The 17,394-nt window shown below is 48.9% G+C and carries 8 protein-coding genes, 2 tRNA genes and 1 riboswitch; all 10 genes read right to left on the bottom strand.

The window, feature by feature from the left end; genetic code table 11:
• Window positions 1-321 (bottom strand): L7Ae/L30e/S12e/Gadd45 family ribosomal protein, encoded by a 321-nt coding sequence (locus AC0THY_RS12475; RefSeq protein WP_489990926.1) that lies wholly within the window; start codon window positions 319-321, stop codon window positions 1-3.
• A complete protein-coding gene (gene rnpM, locus AC0THY_RS12470; protein WP_489990925.1) occupies window positions 308-586 on the bottom strand; it encodes an RNase P modulator RnpM in 279 nt (92 codons plus the stop codon). The genes AC0THY_RS12475 and rnpM overlap by 14 nt, the downstream gene beginning before the upstream one ends.
• 4 nt (window positions 587-590) lie before the next feature.
• Window positions 591-1,808 (bottom strand): transcription termination factor NusA, encoded by a 1,218-nt coding sequence (nusA, locus tag AC0THY_RS12465; RefSeq protein WP_489990924.1) that lies wholly within the window; start codon window positions 1,806-1,808, stop codon window positions 591-593.
• A 17-nt stretch (window positions 1,809-1,825) separates the two neighbouring features.
• Window positions 1,826-2,293 carry a ribosome maturation factor RimP gene (gene rimP / locus AC0THY_RS12460; RefSeq protein WP_489990923.1) on the bottom strand — a complete coding sequence of 156 codons (468 nt, stop codon included), beginning with the start codon at window positions 2,291-2,293 and terminating at the stop codon, window positions 1,826-1,828.
• Window positions 2,294-2,828: 535 nt separating this feature from the next.
• On the bottom strand, window positions 2,829-5,075 hold the full coding sequence (locus AC0THY_RS12455) for a DNA gyrase/topoisomerase IV subunit A (RefSeq protein WP_489990922.1): 2,247 nt from the start codon (window positions 5,073-5,075) through the stop codon (window positions 2,829-2,831).
• Between the two features lie 11 nt (window positions 5,076-5,086).
• The gene (locus AC0THY_RS12450) at window positions 5,087-7,009 is read right to left on the bottom strand and encodes a DNA gyrase/topoisomerase IV subunit B (RefSeq protein ID WP_489990921.1); all 1,923 of its coding nucleotides are present in this window, start codon (window positions 7,007-7,009) and stop codon (window positions 5,087-5,089) included.
• 150 nt (window positions 7,010-7,159) lie between these two features.
• Window positions 7,160-7,231: transfer RNA gene (locus AC0THY_RS12445), tRNA-Glu, on the bottom strand.
• Between the two features lie 172 nt (window positions 7,232-7,403).
• Window positions 7,404-7,475: transfer RNA gene (locus AC0THY_RS12440), tRNA-Glu, on the bottom strand.
• A 157-nt stretch (window positions 7,476-7,632) separates the two neighbouring features.
• On the bottom strand, window positions 7,633-11,841 hold the full coding sequence (locus AC0THY_RS12435) for an NPCBM/NEW2 domain-containing protein (protein ID WP_489990920.1): 4,209 nt from the start codon (window positions 11,839-11,841) through the stop codon (window positions 7,633-7,635).
• A gap of 144 nt (window positions 11,842-11,985) precedes the next feature.
• A riboswitch (cyclic di-GMP riboswitch) is annotated at window positions 11,986-12,070 on the bottom strand.
• A 151-nt stretch (window positions 12,071-12,221) separates the two neighbouring features.
• A complete protein-coding gene (locus AC0THY_RS12430) occupies window positions 12,222-17,273 on the bottom strand; it encodes a leucine-rich repeat protein (protein ID WP_489990919.1) in 5,052 nt (1,683 codons plus the stop codon).
• Window positions 17,274-17,394: the final 121 nt, after the last annotated feature.

Here is a 17,394-nt window from a genome sequence, read left to right as displayed (position 1 = left end):
CTACCTCCGTTCTATCCCGTTGCTCAGTTGCTTTTCCAGGGCAGATCCCAGCCCGCTGTCTACGACAGCCAGAGAAGCCCGGAACTCTTTTCCCATGGCTGCTCCCAACTGGACTTTTGTCCCGTAAAAATATACAGGCACTTTATAGTACGTACACATATTCTGAAACTTTTTTTTGGTGTTGTCGGAGGCTTCCTCTGAAACTACCACTACTGCCGCCTGACCGGATCTCACTGCCTTTTCTGTGGAGAATTCACCGCTGACGGTTTTCCCCGCCTTGGTAGCGATCCCAATCAGGGATAAAGCTTTATTTTGATTCAATCCCATCTATCTCCCTTTTCAAGCTGTCATATACAGTCTGTGGAATGCTTACCTTCAGTGAGCGCTCCAAGCCTTTGTTTTTGATCGCCTTCTCCAGACATTCTCCGGAGAGGCAAATGTATGCACCTCTGCCGTTTTTCTTTCCCGTTGTATCCAGGACAATCCCGCCCTCTGTGGTTCTCAGTACGCGGATCATCTCTTTTTTATTCTTCATTTCCTGACACCCAGTGCATTTGCGCATGGGCGCCTTTCTGATCTGACTCATGAAATCACTCCTGACTGCCGTCATCCGAAATATCAAAAATTTCCTCTTCCGGATAAGCCTCCACCTGATTCATGTCCTCCGGTGCGTACTCCACGGCGTCTACTGTCTCGCCATACTCTTCACCGTAGTCCTCCTCATAGTCATCCTCATAGTCTTCTACCATAAAGAAGTCATCAAACTCTCCGGATTCCCTTGCCTGGGTTTCACTCTTAATGTCAATCTTAAATCCTGTCAGCCTTGCAGCCAGTCTGGCATTTTGTCCTTCCTTGCCGATGGCCAGTGAAAGCTGATAGTCCGGAACCACAACCTTTGCCGTCTTCTCATCATCATCCGCGATGACAGAGATCACCTTTGCAGGACTTAAAGCATTCTCAATGAGGATGGCCGGATTTTCGCTCCAATTGATAATATCAATCTTCTCGCCGCGCAGTTCCTCCACAATGGTATTGACCCTGGCACCGTTCAATCCAACGCAGGCACCCACAGGGTCCACGTCCGGATTGTTAGACCAGACTGCGATCTTAGTCCTGCTGCCCGCCTCCCTGGCAATACTTTTGATCTCCACTGTTCCGTCGCGAACCTCCGTCACCTCGGATTCAAACAGACGCTTCACCAGCTCCGGGTGTGTCCTGGATACAAGTACCTTTGGTCCCTTGGGTGTATCCTTTACCTCCACCACATATACCTTGATACGCTCTGTGGGACGGAAAATTTCGCCTTTAACCATCTCGTTTTCATTTAAAATGGCATCTACCTTGCCCAGGTTAATACTTACATTCTTTCCAAGATATCTCTGCACAATACCGGTAACTACGTCTTTTTCCTTGCTGTAATACTGATTATACAGGACTTTTCTCTCTTCCTCGCGAATTTTCTGGAGTATCACATTCTTGGCATTCTGTGTGGCAATCCTTCCAAACTCCTTGGACTTGATCTCCACATTCACAATATCGCCCAGCTCGTACTTGGAATCCATCAGCTTTGCGTTGGTGAGACTGATCTCCGTCACCTCATCCTCCACCTTCTCCACTACGGTTTTCTCCGCATGTACATTGAACTCACAGGTCTGAGGGTTGATATATACCTTTACGTTGTCTGCTTTTCCGAAGTGATTTTTGCACGCCTGGATCAGAGACTGTTCAATTGCTTCCAGAAGGGTATCCTTACTGATATCTTTCTCTTTCTCCAGAATAGTTAACGCTTCTAACAACTCATTGTTCATGACCTTACTTTTCCTCCTTAAAAATCAAATGCCAGTCTGACAAGCGCAATATCTCCTCTGGCAAACTCCATTCTCTCTTCGTTCTCTGTCTCGATGGTAATGCTGTCCTTATCATAAGCGCACAGAATACCGGTAAACTCTTTCTGCCGGTCAATGGCGCGGTAAGTCCGCACCTCCACCTCCTGTCCAATGCTTCGCGCAAAATCCTTCTCCTTCTTCAATGGCCTTCCAAGCCCGGGGGAGCTTACCTCCAGAATGTAGGCCTCCTCAATGAAGTCCTCCTCATCCAGCCGTTCACTTAAAGCTCTGCTGATCACTTCGCAGTCATCCACTGCGATTCCTCCCGGTTTGTCAATATAGGCTCTCAAATACCAGTTCCCGCCTTCCTTGACATACTCCACATCTACCAGTTCAAAGCCTTGCGCATCCACCAGAGGGAGCAGCAGCTGTTCCGTCCTCTGCTCATACGTCTCTCTTTTTGACATCCTTACCACCTTTCTCTTTGTTCCTGCTATTACGAAAAATATGAGTGGACTTTCGCCCACTCATACTCTAGTAACATATTATCATCTAAACAAGTATAGCACTCTCCTTTTGGAAATGCAAGCTTTTTTTCTCCTCTTACTGTTCACGGTCTGCGCAGCAGTAATAGTTCAGACGTGTTAGGTTCGTTATAGGCTGAGGGAGACGCTTCCTCCGGCGCAGGGCTATGCTTCGTGGACGCGTGCAACATTTCGATGAACTATCTGCCAACTACAACTAAGGAACTCAGGAGAACCTTCGTTCCTAAGTTTCCGTAGGCAGAGGATTTCATCTACATTAAAAACGCACGCCAATTGTCCACGAAGCATAGCCCTGCGCCGGAGGAAGCTGTTTCCCGTAGCCGGAAGATGGTGCTGCCCAAGCGATTTTCTAACAAACTTTGAGGTAAAATTCTAGGTTCCTCTATGTTCCGGAGAGCAGTCGCCCGGGTGACGTCCGGGTGGTAACGCAAGTAACAGACCTGAATAAATAGTTATTTTAAGCTCTTGTCTTGGCGCCCTTGGTATCCCGCTTTCCAATCCGCAGACGGTTCAAATGCACTTCCTTTTCCCCATATGCCGCTGTGACATCTGACTGGGCATCCAGACAGTAGACGTCTTCCACCTGATCTCCCGGGGAGAGGCGGATTCCCCGCACGCCCACAGCGCCCTTTTTCTTCTGAGGCACCTCCTCAAGAGCAAAGCGCAGAAAGTATCCCTGCTTTGTCTGTAGCACAATCTGCTGGGTCTGCCCCAGGCAGGCTACCGTAACCACCTTGTCCCCCTCCTGCAGCTTGGTGGCTGCAATGGTGCGCTTTGCCACATCAAACTCACCGCCATCCACCTGCTTGAGCATTCCCTGGGCGGTACCGAATAACAGGGTGGCAAACTTCACCTTCTGCAGGCTTTCCGCCAAAATAAGCTCCTCCTGGGTACTGTCATAATTACACAGGTTATCCACAGGTGTCCCTTTGTCCCGAAATTTTCCGTAAGGTACATCCATCACCTTAATCAGATGCTGTTTTCCGGAATCTGTGAAAATACAAATTTTATCCGTATTCATACATGTGATCACATACTTATTCTCCGCGTCCGCTGCCTCTTTATTTCTCTCATACACCGACATATCCACTGTCCTGGAGTAGCCAAAGCGGTCCATGAGGAAGACCACCTCCATCTCCTCCACTTTCTTCTCCTCAAATACGACTGCCTGAGCGTTCTCAACTCCGGTTCTTCGGGGTCTGGCGTACTCTTTTTTGATGGCGGCCAGCTCTTTGATAATCACCTTGGCCATAGAGCGGTAATTATTCAGAATATCCTCATACCTGGCAATGTTTTTCAAAGTCGCCTCATGTTCCTTCTGCAGCGCCTCAATCTCCAGCCCTATGAGCCGGTAAAGACGCATCTCCAGAATAGCCGTTGCCTGGGCCTCCGTGAAACAGAGCTGTGCGGCATTTTTTCTGGAGACCTGTGATTTAAACTGAATCCCCTCGGTGACTCCGTTTACCAGGCACTCCTTTACCTGCTTCTGATTCTTGCTGCCCCGCAAAATCTCAATAATCAGGTCAATCACATCGCATGCCTTAATCAGCCCCTCCTGGATCTCCTTTTTCTGAAGTTCCTTCGCCAGGAGCGTTTTGTACTTCCTGGTATTCAGCTCAAACTGAAAATCTATGTGGTGCTCCAGTATGGAGCGCAGACCCAGTGTCTCAGGACGTCCGTTGGTCACTGCCAGCATATTGACGCTGAAGGTGTCCTCCAGCCTCGTCTTTTTGTAAAGCATATTTATGATATTCTGGGCGTCCGCATTCTTTTTCAGTTCCAGCACAATACGGATGCCATCCTTGGAGGACTGGTTTGAGATATCCACAATGTCAGCAGCCTTTTTGGTTTCCACCAGACCGGCCACATCATTTAAGAACTTACCGATGTTGGCGCCCATCATAGTATAGGGGATCTCAGTGATCACGATCCTCTCCTTGCCCCCTTTGACCTGCTCTACCTCTACCTTACCGCGAACCTTGATCTTTCCGCTCCCTGTGCAGTAAATCTGGGGCAGCTCATCTTTGTTGACCACAATCCCCCCTGTCGGAAAATCCGGCCCCTGAATGAACTCCATCAGCTCCTCATTGGTAAGCTTATTATTCTTGATCAGCGCTGTGACAGCGTCCACCACTTCCCCCAGATTGTGGGGAGGAATACTGGTCACCATACCAACAGCAATTCCCTCGGCCCCGTTCACCAGAAGATTTGGGACGCGCACCGGAAGCACCTCCGGCTCCTTCTCTGTCTCATCAAAGTTGGGGATAAAATCCACTACATTTTTGTCCAGGTCACCGAGATATGCCTCCTGGGTAATTTTGTGCAGCCTAGCCTCCGTGTAACGCATTGCCGCCGCGCCGTCTCCCTCGATGGAGCCAAAATTTCCGTGTCCATCCACCAAAGGCATTCCCTTTTTAAAGTCCTGTGCCATAACGACCAGCGCCTCGTAGATGGAGCTGTCCCCATGGGGGTGGTATTTACCCATGGTATCACCCACGATACGGGCGCACTTCCGATAAGGCCTGTCATAGCGGATGCCCAGCTCGTACATGTCATAGAGTGTGCGCCTCTGTACCGGCTTTAATCCATCCCTCACATCCGGCAGTGCCCTGGAAATGATTACGCTCATGGCATAGTCAATGTAAGATTTCTGCATGACATCGGAATACTCTGTCCGAATGATATTTTCCTGTATATTTTCCATCGTTTAGCTCCTTATACATCCAATTCCGCATCATGGGCATGTTCGTAGATAAAGGCTTTTCGGGGCGGTACCTCTGTCCCCATGAGCATCTCTGTCACATCCGATGCCATCCTGGCATCCTCGATCTCCACCCTCTTTAACATTCTGGTCTCCGGGTCAAGAGTGGTCTCCCACAACTGCTGTGCGTCCATCTCACCGAGCCCTTTATACCTCTGCAGGGTAAAAGGCCCCTTATGCTTTCTCCTGTATCTTTCCAGGGCTTTGTCATCATAGAGGTATTCCTCCTCCCCCTTTGAGGGCATAGCCTTGTAGAGGGGCGGCATTGCAATATAAACATGTCCCTCATAAATTAAGTCCGGCATAAACCGGTAAAAAAGCGTCAGCAGAAGGGTACAGATATGTGCGCCGTCCACATCCGCATCTGCCATGATAATGATCTTGTCATATCGCAGCTTAGCGATATCAAAATCATTTCCATACCCTTCCGAAAATCCACAGCCGAAGGCATTAATCATAGTTTTGATCTCCGCGTTGGCCAGCACTTTGTCAATACTGGCCTTCTCCACATTCAGGATCTTTCCCCGGATAGGCAGAATGGCCTGGAAATGTCTGTTCCTGGCGGTCTTGGCTGAACCTCCCGCTGAGTCTCCCTCCACAATAAAGATCTCACACACCGAGGGATCTCTGCTCTCACAGTTGGCCAGTTTTCCATTGGAGTCAAAGGAGTATTTCTGGCGTGTAAGCATATTGGTTTTGGCCTTCTCCTCCGTCCGCCGGATCTTTGCCGCTTTCTCCGCGCAGCCCAGCACATTTTTCAGGGTCTCCAGATTTCGGTCAAAGTAGCGCACCACTTCCTCACCGGTAACCTTCCCGGCTGCTTTGGCCGCATCCTGGTTGTCCAGCTTTGTCTTTGTCTGCCCCTCGAATCTGGGGGAGGGATGTTTGATGGAAATCACTGCTGTAAGCCCGTTTCGAATATCCGCTCCGGTAAAATTGGAATCCTTTTCCTTTAAAATTCCCAGTTCCCGAGCGTAGGCATTCATCACTGTGGTAAAGGTGGCCTTAAATCCGGTCAGATGGGTCCCCCCCTCCGCGTTGTAGATGTTGTTGCAGAAGCCCAGCACATTCTCATGGAACTCATTCACGTATTGGAAAGCGCACTCTACTGTGATCCCCTCTGTCTCTCCCTGAAAATAGATTGGTTCGCAGACTGCCTCCTTTTTCTTATTCAGGTCTTTGACAAAACCAATAATCCCGTCCGGCTCATGAAATTCCACATGCACGGTCTCCTCGCCTCGTTTATCCTCAAAAACGATTCGAAGCTTAGGGTTTAAGTACGCGGTTTCATGCAGGCGGCTCTTCACCTCTGTGGAGGAGAATCTGGTCTTTTCAAAAATTTCCGGATCGGGCATAAAATTGATCCAGGTACCTGTCTTTCTGGTCTTCCCGATCACCGGCAGCAGTCCATTCTTAAGCTCAATCACCGGAATACCTCTCTCGTAGCGGTCATGGTGAATGGCCCCTTCACGGCTCACCTTGATATCCAGATATGTGGAAAGAGCATTTACCACAGAAGATCCCACTCCATGCAGGCCTCCGCTGGTCTTGTAGACAGAGTCGTCAAACTTGCCTCCCGCATGCAGAGTAGTAAACACCAGGCGCTCCGCGGACATACCCTTTTCGTGCATACCCACAGGTATTCCCCTTCCATTGTCACTGATGGTGGCCGATCCATCCCTTTCCAGGGTAACCTCTATCAGGTCGCAGAACCCTGCCAGATGTTCATCCACTGCATTGTCCACGATCTCATAAATTAAATGATTTAATCCCTTTCTTGAAACGCTGCCAATATACATTCCGGGTCTTTTACGGACTGCCTCCAGTCCCTCTAAGACGGATATACTGCTGGCATCATATGTGGTACTCTTCGCCATCTTTTCATCTTCCTCACTTTTCGAACTAATATTCTGTATGCCTAACGGCTATTATAACAACATCTGCTGAAAAAATGCAATACCAATCTGTATTGCCTGCACAACAAAAAAGCAGGAAACCAACTTCACCAGCTGTTTCCTGCCATTTAACAGTTCGTAGGGGAATCGAACCCCTGTTTCCGCCGTGAGAGGGCGGCGTCTTAACCCCTTGACCAACGAACCTCATGTCGAACCGACTTCGATATAATAACCTATCTTTACCAAAAATGCAAGTACTTTTTTTATTTTTTTCAATTTTTTTCGCAACTGCGTTTTTGGGACAAAAAAATTCTTCACAACTCTTTCCAGTGTCCAAAGAGTGTGAAGATGTGTCAAATATAAAACTGGTAAAAAGCAGTTCGTAGGGGAATCGAACCCCTGTTTCCGCCGTGAGAGGGCGGCGTCTTAACCCCTTGACCAACGAACCTCGTGTCGAACCGACTTCAATATAATAACTCATTTTATTACAAAATGCAAGTACTTTTTTTATTTTTTTGTTCTCTAAGTTTCTACCAAGTTACTGTGAGCGTGTGAAAAGCTGCCGCTTCACGATTTATGAATCGTTAAAGCGGCAGCTCCGGCCTTTACTGGAAGCTTACCGGTAATTGTCCGGTTTCATATACCTGACCAATCTCTTCTATACAATACAAAAGATATTTGACATGATTGTCTGTATCTTCCTGTGTTTTACTATCTTCTTCCAGGATGCTCTCTGCAAAACTGATTGCATATTTAAGATTTTTCAGGCGGATGTCTCCGTGTTTCAGCCCAGGATCTACATATTGCATATCAGCCGCTGCTTTAGCGAACTCCAACATCTCTTCCAGCTCCTGAGTGTCTACGAACCACTGTAGGTTTGCAGCAGCCTGATTCAGTCTTTCCAGTGCTGCATCACTCTCCTCCTGGCTTGCGGCTGCATTCGCCAATACCGCCTCTGCCTGCTCTAAAGCAGAGGACAATTCTGCCCAGGTTTCTTCCGTATAGTCTGTTTCATTTAAGGAATAGGCATTTTCTACCGCTGCACTTAATTCCTCTTTTTTCGCTTCATTCACAGCTGTCAGGAACTTGGCATCTGCCCAATTAGCATGGTCATTGCCATTTCCGTTGCCGCCTGCAGTGACCACTAATTTCAGCTGCTTTGCTCCGGTGAGGGGTACAAAAATGTACTGTGCCGGCGTATTGCGGCGCATAAGCGGTGTTTCTGCTTTCAGTACACCATCTACATATACCTGAAATACAACAGAAGAATTGTTGTTCCCAGCTGTTGCATCCACTCCTACTTCGCTTTCAAAGTAATAAAAATCCTTTCCGGTTAAATTGTAGATTACTTCTGAATGCGCGTGAACACCTAACCCTTTTTCATAAGTCTGTGTTCCCGATTCCATTGGAAGTTTAATAGGATTTCCGTTTAAGGACCGGTCCTTTTGGATACTTCCCCAACCAACCTTTGCGCTCTGCCAATCTGTATCGCTGACGTAAACAAAGCTGTTGACAACAGTCAATTTCTGCGTCAGGCTTGCAGTATTTCCATCACTGTCCGTTACCTGATAAGTAATTTGGAAGTTTCCTGTTTTTCCTTCTTTATAATCTGTAGTGTAAATCACTTGACCTGACAGATCGCCGTCCTCTATATCCTGGGCCGTGACACCGGAAACAATATCCTCTATATTTACGTCTGCCGGATTGGTAAAGCTGACATCCGCAGCCTGGATCACTGGTATGCTGCTATCGGCTGCAAATCTTGCATTCGCCCATTCCGTGTGATCGGAGCCATTCGATCCATTACTGTCCGTCACTAACTCTACCTGTTTAGCGCCTTGTATATCAATCAAGACATACAACATATCATCCGTGACCTTTACAACACCGCTGTCATAACGTTTTTCCCCATCCACAAATACACGGAAAATCGCATTTGGATTGGCTTTTTTCATAGCCTGATCGATTCCAATGTAAGCCTCGAAATAGTGGTAGCCTTTTCCTTCAACTTGATAAACAACAGAGGAACTGGCGTGTGCCCCTAAGCCTTTTTCAAATACCACCGGTGTCTGATGGCTCAAAAGCGTAATGGCGCCCCCATTTACAGACCGATCTTTTTTAAGAGTACTGTACCCAACCTTGGCGCTTTCCTCCTGGAGATCTGAGAGGTAATCAAACCGGCTGATTACATTCACCGGTACCGTAATACTGCTCATTAGCCCATATGCATCCGTCACACGGTAGGTTACGGAATAAGTGCCTCTTACAGATGTATTTACATCATTTGTGATCACCTGTACATCAGAGGAGATATCCTTGCCATCCCTGTCATAAGCGGATACGGCCTGTGCCGGATCAAACTCTTCGTAGAGTGCTGCCAGGGTACCTCCGGTTACTTTTATCACCGGCGCATCCAGATTGATCACATAGGGATCACTGATTTCACTCTGGTTCATCCGAAGGTCATAAGCCCTCGCTGTGTAAGTATGTTCCGCCTGATCATCTGTAAACAGAGAAGTACTAAAGGATGCGTCCTTCGTAAATCCAATCACCTTTCCATCCTGCATCACTTCATAGCCCAGCAAAGCATTTTGAGCTTCCTGATCAATAGACAGAGTTACCGTTAACTGATCTTCTTTACGGTTTACAGAGAGAATTTCCGGTGTATAATCTTTTGTGAAAGCACTTGTACGGTCCTTCGTAGCTTTCGTCCATAGATACCAAGGTTTGATATTTTCCGGTGCTGCCGGGATGTCCAGGACTTTGAGTGCAGCCTCTACCTTTTCATCCTGTGTAATGAAGTGATAACGCTCAAAGTGTTCCGTCACATCCATCCCTAATACATAAGAAGATACAACCGCCATGCGCTGACGATCTGTCAGCCCCAAATTTTCACCGATCCCAAGACGATATGCCTTCTGATAATTCGGCCAGTAGTTTTCATCTAAAAGCTGAAGCTGCCACCACATACCCAAGGTATGGACATCCTTAATCTCCAGGTTTGCATTATCATAACGACCAACCTTAAGAAAAATATTTTTGTAATTCACCCTGTCGTACTCGTTTTGAATATCCACCGCAATATGGTTCGCCCACACGTTATTCGTGACCTCCGGAACCTTACCGCCCTTCATATCTAACTGGTGGCCTATCTCATGCGTATAAATCCAGCCCACTAGAGCCCCATTAAAAAAGGTATTTGCACTACCCTGCTGGATGCCTACATGGTCGCTTGCCGCATAGCCTGCGCCAAACGGCTGCATAAGACGCATATTCAGCCTTGCGCCGTTACGGGAATTCAAAAAACTGCTCTCATCAATACCTGCAAAAGCCAGCATCTCTCCTACGCGGCTATTATGCAGGTCAACCGTAGCCTGGGGACTGCGTCCGGAATCCAGAAACGGCTTTGCGGAACGAAGGTTTCCATTTAATATAAACCAGTCGCTGTAAAGTTCTACAATATCTACGGTTGTATCAGGGTGAGCATCCTTCTCCTCACGGTAAGCTCTAAGCTCCTCCAGAAATGCCTCTTCATCATCCCCATCGCAAAACAGCGGATAGTCGATTGCACCTTCCACACGAATCTTTGGAGCTTCTCCCTGTTCCTCTGATGTATATGGATTTTCTACATAGATGGCGCCCCCCTTGGCAGACTTGACAGCCCATTTCTCACTGTAGATCGTAGGCGCAGTAATAATATTTTCTCCGTTATGCAGCTTATATTTTCTCTGCCAGTTTCCATAATGCCCCATCTGCTGCGTAAATACTAACGTAGGCATTGGTCCATTTTCATCGGCCTGTACATAAACTTTGATGACATCCCCTGGTCGTGCGGCCCAGCCCGTAGGAAGCAAATTGCTGGCATAGCTGCTGGTTTTCAGTATATTTCGGGCATGGTTTACACCGTTTCCCCGCTGTTCTATCACCTGGACCCTGGATGCATAGTCCACTGCTCCTGTCTGAATATCTAAAGCTGTTTTTACTTTTTGAGCCAGCAGCTGGTTTGGATGGGCTTCAGCCCTCTTTAGCATCTCCCGAAGTAATTCCTCATCCTGGTATTTCGGTTTCAGAGAGGACATGGTACCATCTGCAAACAACTGATCAACCTCCTCAACCAGCGGATCCGGAAGATAAAATGCCATTTCTCCCGCCGCAGCCCAGTTCTGGTTTGCTTCCTCAAACACAAACCTCAGACGTCGAAACTCGGTTGGTTTATCAAAGGTAATCTGTGTGCCTCCTGCCGCTACAGAAGCCTCTTCAGAAAGTACACGGGTAAAGTCCTCACCGCTTTCTGATGAAGATGCATAGATCGAAAAGGCTTTTGGAAATCCTTTATTTGCAGCGCCCTTGACTCTCGGATAGTATACCATGCTGCCAAGTTCCACCGCTTCATCAAAAGTAAAGGTTACACTGTTTTTAAAACTGGCGCTGTTCGCACGCCCTGTCTCCCAATGGGTATTTACGTTTCCGTCTGTCAGATTAGCCAGTACACTGTTTCCGTACTTTCCTCCATTGTTGGTCACACCTTTCAGATGCTCAGCTGAAATCTTATAAACTGCATCGTAGGCCTCCTGATAAGCAGCCGGCACCTGAAATGGGCTGACACGGCTGTGTTTGCCCTCATCTGATGGGGCCTCTGCTTCAGATTCCGTCTCCGGGGGAATGATATCATCCGGAAGCTCTGTCTCCTCCGCTGCTCTATCTGTGGTTTTGATTTCCGCTTCATCTGCTGCCAGAACCGGTGTTGCAAACTGGAAAGCCAGGCAGAGGGCAAGCGGTGCCCATAATCTTTTGAAGTGTTTTAAATAACTCATTTTTCTCCTCCTTTCATTTTAAAAAGGGATTTTCCCTTCCGTAAGAAGATCAGTGAAAGAGGGATTAAAAAACTCCCGCCCGCCTAAAAATAGACAAAGTGAGAGTATCAAAGTAAAACGAAAATGGAATTACATTATCCATTTAAGTGCAACCGGCTGTCATACCCTCATTGGTTTAGACCCTTTGGCTTTGCGTCCCTATCTTTCGATAGGTTTGCCCAATATTCAATTCCTACTGATCTTATTGGTTTTATTTTATCGCAATTGAACGCAAAAAGCAAGCCTTTTTTTCAAATTCATACCAAAAAGGTGTATTTTAACACGAACGAAAAGAAGAACGCTCTCAGATCTTATTCCTGAAAGCGTTCCTTTTATGACTTCTATTTGATTTTTACGTTCTTACTGATGCCTGCTTTGCGCAGCTGTTTCTTTAGGCTGCTGCGTTTCTTGGGGGTCATCTTCTTGGGCACGGTTACGGTGATCTTGCCGGCTGTCTTCTTGAATGCACCGGTTTTGATACTCTTGATTGTTTTGCCCTTCACAATGATCCTAGACAACTTCTTACAGTTATAGAAACTCTGTTTTCCAATGGTAGTAACATTCTTTCCAATGATGACTTTTTTCAGTTTCGTATTATTTCGGAATGCCTTGTTTCCGATCTGTACCACTTTGTAACTTACACCGCCTATCTTCACGGTTGAAGGGATGGTTATGGATGTGGCTTTCGCATTGGTTCCCTTCACCACTGCTGCCGTCTTTTTGGAGGCATTCAGGATCTTATAGACGACACCCTTGTAAGTGGCCTGCGTAATCGGCCTTGGTTCTGGTTTGGTATCGCCTGGGTCCGGGTTCGGCGCTGGCTTTGGTGTGGTTCCGTCTGCTTTCTTCAGAGCATCGTATGCCTTATTCAGGGTATCCAAAGCAGCGTTAATCCGTTCCTGAGTAGCGTTCTCATCTTCCAGAAGATCCTGGGCGGCTTTGAGGGCGGCTGCAAAGGCCTTGTAGCTTTCTGCGGTATAGCCGGCAGCCGTAATATTTCTGTAATTTGCAATGGCTGTTTTAAGAGCTGTCTTGTCCGTGTCCGGCTTCTCGACCAAACCATTCCAGGCAGCGCCCAGTTCGGTAGATGCGTCATTCACGGCAGTTTGCACCGCGGTCTCATCGTCCAGGACAAGCTTGGCGTAAGCCAGGGCTTTCTCCAAAGTCTGATAGCTGGCAGCAGTGTATTGCCCCTTGTCTATGTGCGCCATCATGGATTCAATGGTGGTAATCAGCTCAGACAGGGCGGTTTTGTCTACCTTATTGTCGTGCATCTTTGCCACGGCAAACCAGCTGATGACAGGGGCTTCGCCTCCGGTGGCATTCTGGATCTGCATAGTTACCGTACCGGCTGTATTCACCGTAAAGGTTACTGTTCCTGATTTGTTGTCGCCCTTGCCGCTGACTGCGATGGGGGAGGAAGCCACGGAAGACTCCAGACTGCTTCCGCTGACTGCAATCTTCATGCTGCGGTTGCTCCACCACTCGCAGAATCCGGCAGTCAATTCATAAGTGCCTGGCTCCAGATAAAGCTGGTATTCCAGAGGCGTGGTCTTGGCATTGCTGTACCATCCAGTCTGATATTTGTCATTTACGTCCACCTTATCGGTACTCTTCTCACAGAAGACGCCGTTTGCCGAGGAGCGTCCCCATCCGGTTGCCGCATCGTACTCCTGGTCAGCCACGGCATTTCTCAAGGTATCGCCGGACAGAGCTGAGATCAGGTCATAAGCCAGAGAAGCCTTTCCCACATCCCGGCTGGCATCGATAAAGTAAATTAGCTCTTTCTCAGAAGAAGGAATGACTTCCACGGTTGCACTGACAGGAGTCTTTGTGGTCTCGGTTACCCCGGCTGCTAAGGAAGTGGCGTAAGCCGTTCCGGTAAATGCGCTGATATCCCAGATGACATTTTCGTCAGAAGTGGAGCCGTCTGCCTTAATCAATGTAGCCGTCTCCGGAAGGCTTGCTTCCCCGTCCTCAGAGATTGCCCCGTAGAGGCTTTCTACGCCGATGATTCGATCCTGGCTGCTGAGTGTGCTGTAAGGAAGCGCCATCACGGCATCCAGTACCAGAGTTCCGGACTTGAGGGTAACGGTCACTTCATGGGTGCCATCCTCCAGGCCATACTGCAGATAGGTGGCGCAGTGGTTGCTGCTTGATATGGTCTTTACACCTGTGGCAACCGGTTCGCCGTCCACGGTAATATCCAGGATAGCAGAGCCGTCATTGACGCCCACCAGGGCAAATCCGCCTCCCGTCACCGGGAAAGCAACCGAATCTCCGGCTGTAGAGCTGGTGCTGGTGGAGCGGTACCAATCGTTGTTTCCGCCGCCTGCCCCGGCAATAATTTTCCAGGAGCCTTCATAAGAGAGGACATCGTCTGCATTGTCGGTGAGGGAGAGAGCGTAAGGCTCATATTCCTTGATCTTTTCTACTTTCACGTTGTCAAAGGAAGTCTCGGCCCATCCGCAGCCCAGACGAATTCGTCCGAAATACTCCGGTGTGGAGTCACAGTAGGTGGCTACGGTCTTGCCGTTCACCCAGGCGGTGATAAAGCATCCGCGGCCTTCCAGCTCCAGACGGTAGGATCCGTCGCCGCTTGCGCCCACCTTTCCGGTGGCAACGGTGGAGCTGCGTTTCTTCAAGGTCCAGTTTCCGTTTGCTGTGATACGCAGGTTGTAACCGCTGCCCTCAAAGCCCATGCCGGTCTGCTGGCGGATGGCCAGTCCCGCGTAGCTGTCTGCGGCTGGCACCGCATCCACACCGGCCTTGTAGTTCATCCAGCGGAAATCACCGATTACTGTGTTTGGCTCATTATTGTTCCACTGACCTACGGATGTGCTCAGCACTTGTTTTAAGGCTCCGTCCACCACAGTGAAAGCGCCTGTGAAATCAACGGCGTAGCGCGGTTCGTTTCCACGGCTTGCCAGATAGTCTTCGTCATAGTCTGCATACGCGAAGTCATCGGCATAAAGGGTGTTGTCTGAGGAATCCAATGCGGAACCGTCTGCGTTGGTGTCCAGCACGGTCTTCTCACCGGACTCCGGCAGACGGCGAATGTACTCTTCCTTGCCATTGCAGTCCAGTGTGGTTACCGTCACCATGGAGTAAGGCTCCACAACTACGGTGTAGTAGCCGTCTTTGTAGTCAGCCTCCCCTGCATACTGCAGATAGCTGTCAGTCTTGGTTTCCCATACCTCTGCGGGAGTGCCTGCTTTGAGATTCATATCCTCCGCTTTGATGGCGAAGGGCAAAGTCTTTGCGCTGTTGTTAACGATCACAACGGAGAAAGCGGATTTATCCGGCGCAGCCAGAGTCAGGTAGCTTGGATTTCCGTTTTCATTGGTAATGTGGCCCAGATCACCCCGGTTTCCGGAGGTATTTCCGCTGGCGTTTGCGATCATGCGCCAGATGCCGGCGGTATTGTCCTCATTTTCCCAGCCGGTCTTTGCAAACTTCGTAAAATGCTCCATCATATAGATAGCCGGATCATAATGTATGTAACCAGACCAGGGATCTCTGGCGCTGACCAGCTCTTTGTGGTCATACTGCGCGCCCTCATAGAAGGAACCGATGGCAGGCTGGAAGATATAATGGCTCTTGCGGGAATAGATAAAGCTGGCGATCACATTGTCAGCCAGAGCCAGAGGACTCTGGTATCCGCCGATGGACCCGGCTCCGTATTCCTCAAAGTTTTTATTTTCCTGATACTCGGTGTAGCTGAAGGTGGCGCAGCCTTCGCTGTACCATACTTCTTTATCATCCTTGTCCGCCATGTTGCGGTAATCGCCGGTGGTGCCGGCGGTTCCGGTGGAATAATGAAATCCAATGGCGTCCACGGCGTTGTAGAGATCAATATCGCCTTTCATGGCAGGAACAATTTCCAGAGAAGTATTCTCATCAGAGGCGATAATCTTGATATTGTGGTAAGCCTCCTGAGAGTCTGCCCCCATATAGGAGGGGAAGTCGGTCTCATTGGAAACCCGCTGGCGGAACCATTTGATAAAACCGGAATCCGGAGAGGTCGTCTCATTCTTGTCAGGGCTTACATAGTCCACCACATAGCCGTATTTTTCATAAGCATCAAAAATAGTTTCCTTGTACCATTTGTACACGGCCTCGTATCCGGCTCCGGTCCTGTCACTGTTCCATTTGCTCTGAACCCAGACAGGCATCTCCCAGCGCAGGAAGCTGACCTTCACATCCGGGTTAATGGTTTTTGCATCGGCTGCAAGTTGGAATCCGGGACTTCTGGAGGCGTCCGCCTCTTCATCCTCAAAGCGCATGGTGCAGGAGTCAGCTCCGGTGGAGTTGTTGCCGTCATTCCCCATCTCGATTTTTACGTGGGTCATCAGCGGATACTCCCCGCCAAAGAGCGTCTCAAGTAATTCCTGATAAGCTTTCGGGGATTCGGTCTTGTAATCCATCAGCAGGTCGCTGGTGCTGTTTCCGCTGAGTACGCCGTAGCCTTTCCAGGTCAGTCCATTTTTATTCTGGGCGGCGGTATCCACATCCGCTCCCTTGATCACAATCTCCTTCTCCGCCTCGTATTCCGGAGAGGTTATGGTGCCCTTGGCCACAGCAAACCAGCTGATCACAGGAGCCTCTCCACCGGTGGCATTCTGGATCTTCATGGTTACATTGCTGCCCTCCCTGACCGTGAAGGTAAGCCGCTCCTTGTCCCTGCTACCGATGCCGGAAACGGCGGCTGCCTCGGACGTGACAGACTCAGTCTGTTCACCGGAAACGTTGATCTTCATGCTGCGATTGTTCCACCATTCATAAAAACCGGCGTCCAGCGTATAGGTTCCGGAGTCCAGATAAAAGGTGTATTCCAGGCTGGACGTCTTGCTGTCGCTGTAATAGCCCGTCTGATATTTGTCCGTGGCGTCCAGGCTGCCGACGCTTTTTAAACTGAAATTCGAGGAGCTTTTCCCCCAGCCGCTGCCTGTGTCATAAACCTGATCGGCCACAGCGTTTTTGAGGGTATCGCTGCTGAGCGTCTTTACCGCTTCGTAGGCTTTGGATTCTTCGCCGTCCCGTCCTGCGTCTACGAAATAGACCAGGGGATTGGCGGCATCCGGAAGGACCTCCACTTTGGCAGTTACCGTGTCTCCGTTTGCTATTGTTCCGGTGATCTCTACGGTCTCGTAGGGAACCGCAAACTTGGAGCTTCGCAAGGCCCAGGATACCGTCTGTTCTCTGTCACCCACCGAAATGGTTTCAGGGAGGCTGGTTTCCTGGAGAGTGTCAGCATATTGATAAGCAGCTGCGTAAATCGTAATTCCGGTATCTGCAGCAAAGCTCAGGGTAGTGGGCATCATGGAGAGGACCATACCTGTACTCAAGAATGCCGACAAGAGACGTTTTCCTAATTGTTTTTTCTTCTTCATTCTTTTCCATCCTTTCTTTTTTATACTAAATTGGGAGCGACAGGCTTTTCGCAAACTCTCCCATTTAATCAGTATTTTATCGGGAAAGGAAGGAGGGAACTACCGATATTTTATGGAAAAT

The organism is Ruminococcus sp. 8Y-12, assembly GCF_058119865.1.
The sequence above is the reverse complement of the archived record's forward strand: the minus strand, read 5'-3'. Positions and strand labels throughout refer to the sequence as shown.

Bases quoted from the DNA above. Each gene is read 5' to 3' on its own strand.
- rnpM (WP_489990925.1), bottom strand. From the start codon at position 586: ATGAGTCAGATCAGAAAGGCGCCCATGCGCAAATGCACTGGGTGTCAG.
- nusA (WP_489990924.1), bottom strand. From the start codon at position 1,808: ATGAACAATGAGTTGTTAGAAGCGTTAACTATTCTGGAGAAAGAGAAA.
- rimP (WP_489990923.1), bottom strand. From the start codon at position 2,293: ATGTCAAAAAGAGAGACGTATGAGCAGAGGACGGAACAGCTGCTGCTC.
- AC0THY_RS12455 (WP_489990922.1), bottom strand. From the start codon at position 5,075: ATGGAAAATATACAGGAAAATATCATTCGGACAGAGTATTCCGATGTC.
- AC0THY_RS12450 (WP_489990921.1), bottom strand. From the start codon at position 7,009: ATGGCGAAGAGTACCACATATGATGCCAGCAGTATATCCGTCTTAGAG.
- AC0THY_RS12435 (WP_489990920.1), bottom strand. From the start codon at position 11,841: ATGAGTTATTTAAAACACTTCAAAAGATTATGGGCACCGCTTGCCCTC.
- AC0THY_RS12430 (WP_489990919.1), bottom strand. From the start codon at position 17,273: ATGAAGAAGAAAAAACAATTAGGAAAACGTCTCTTGTCGGCATTCTTG.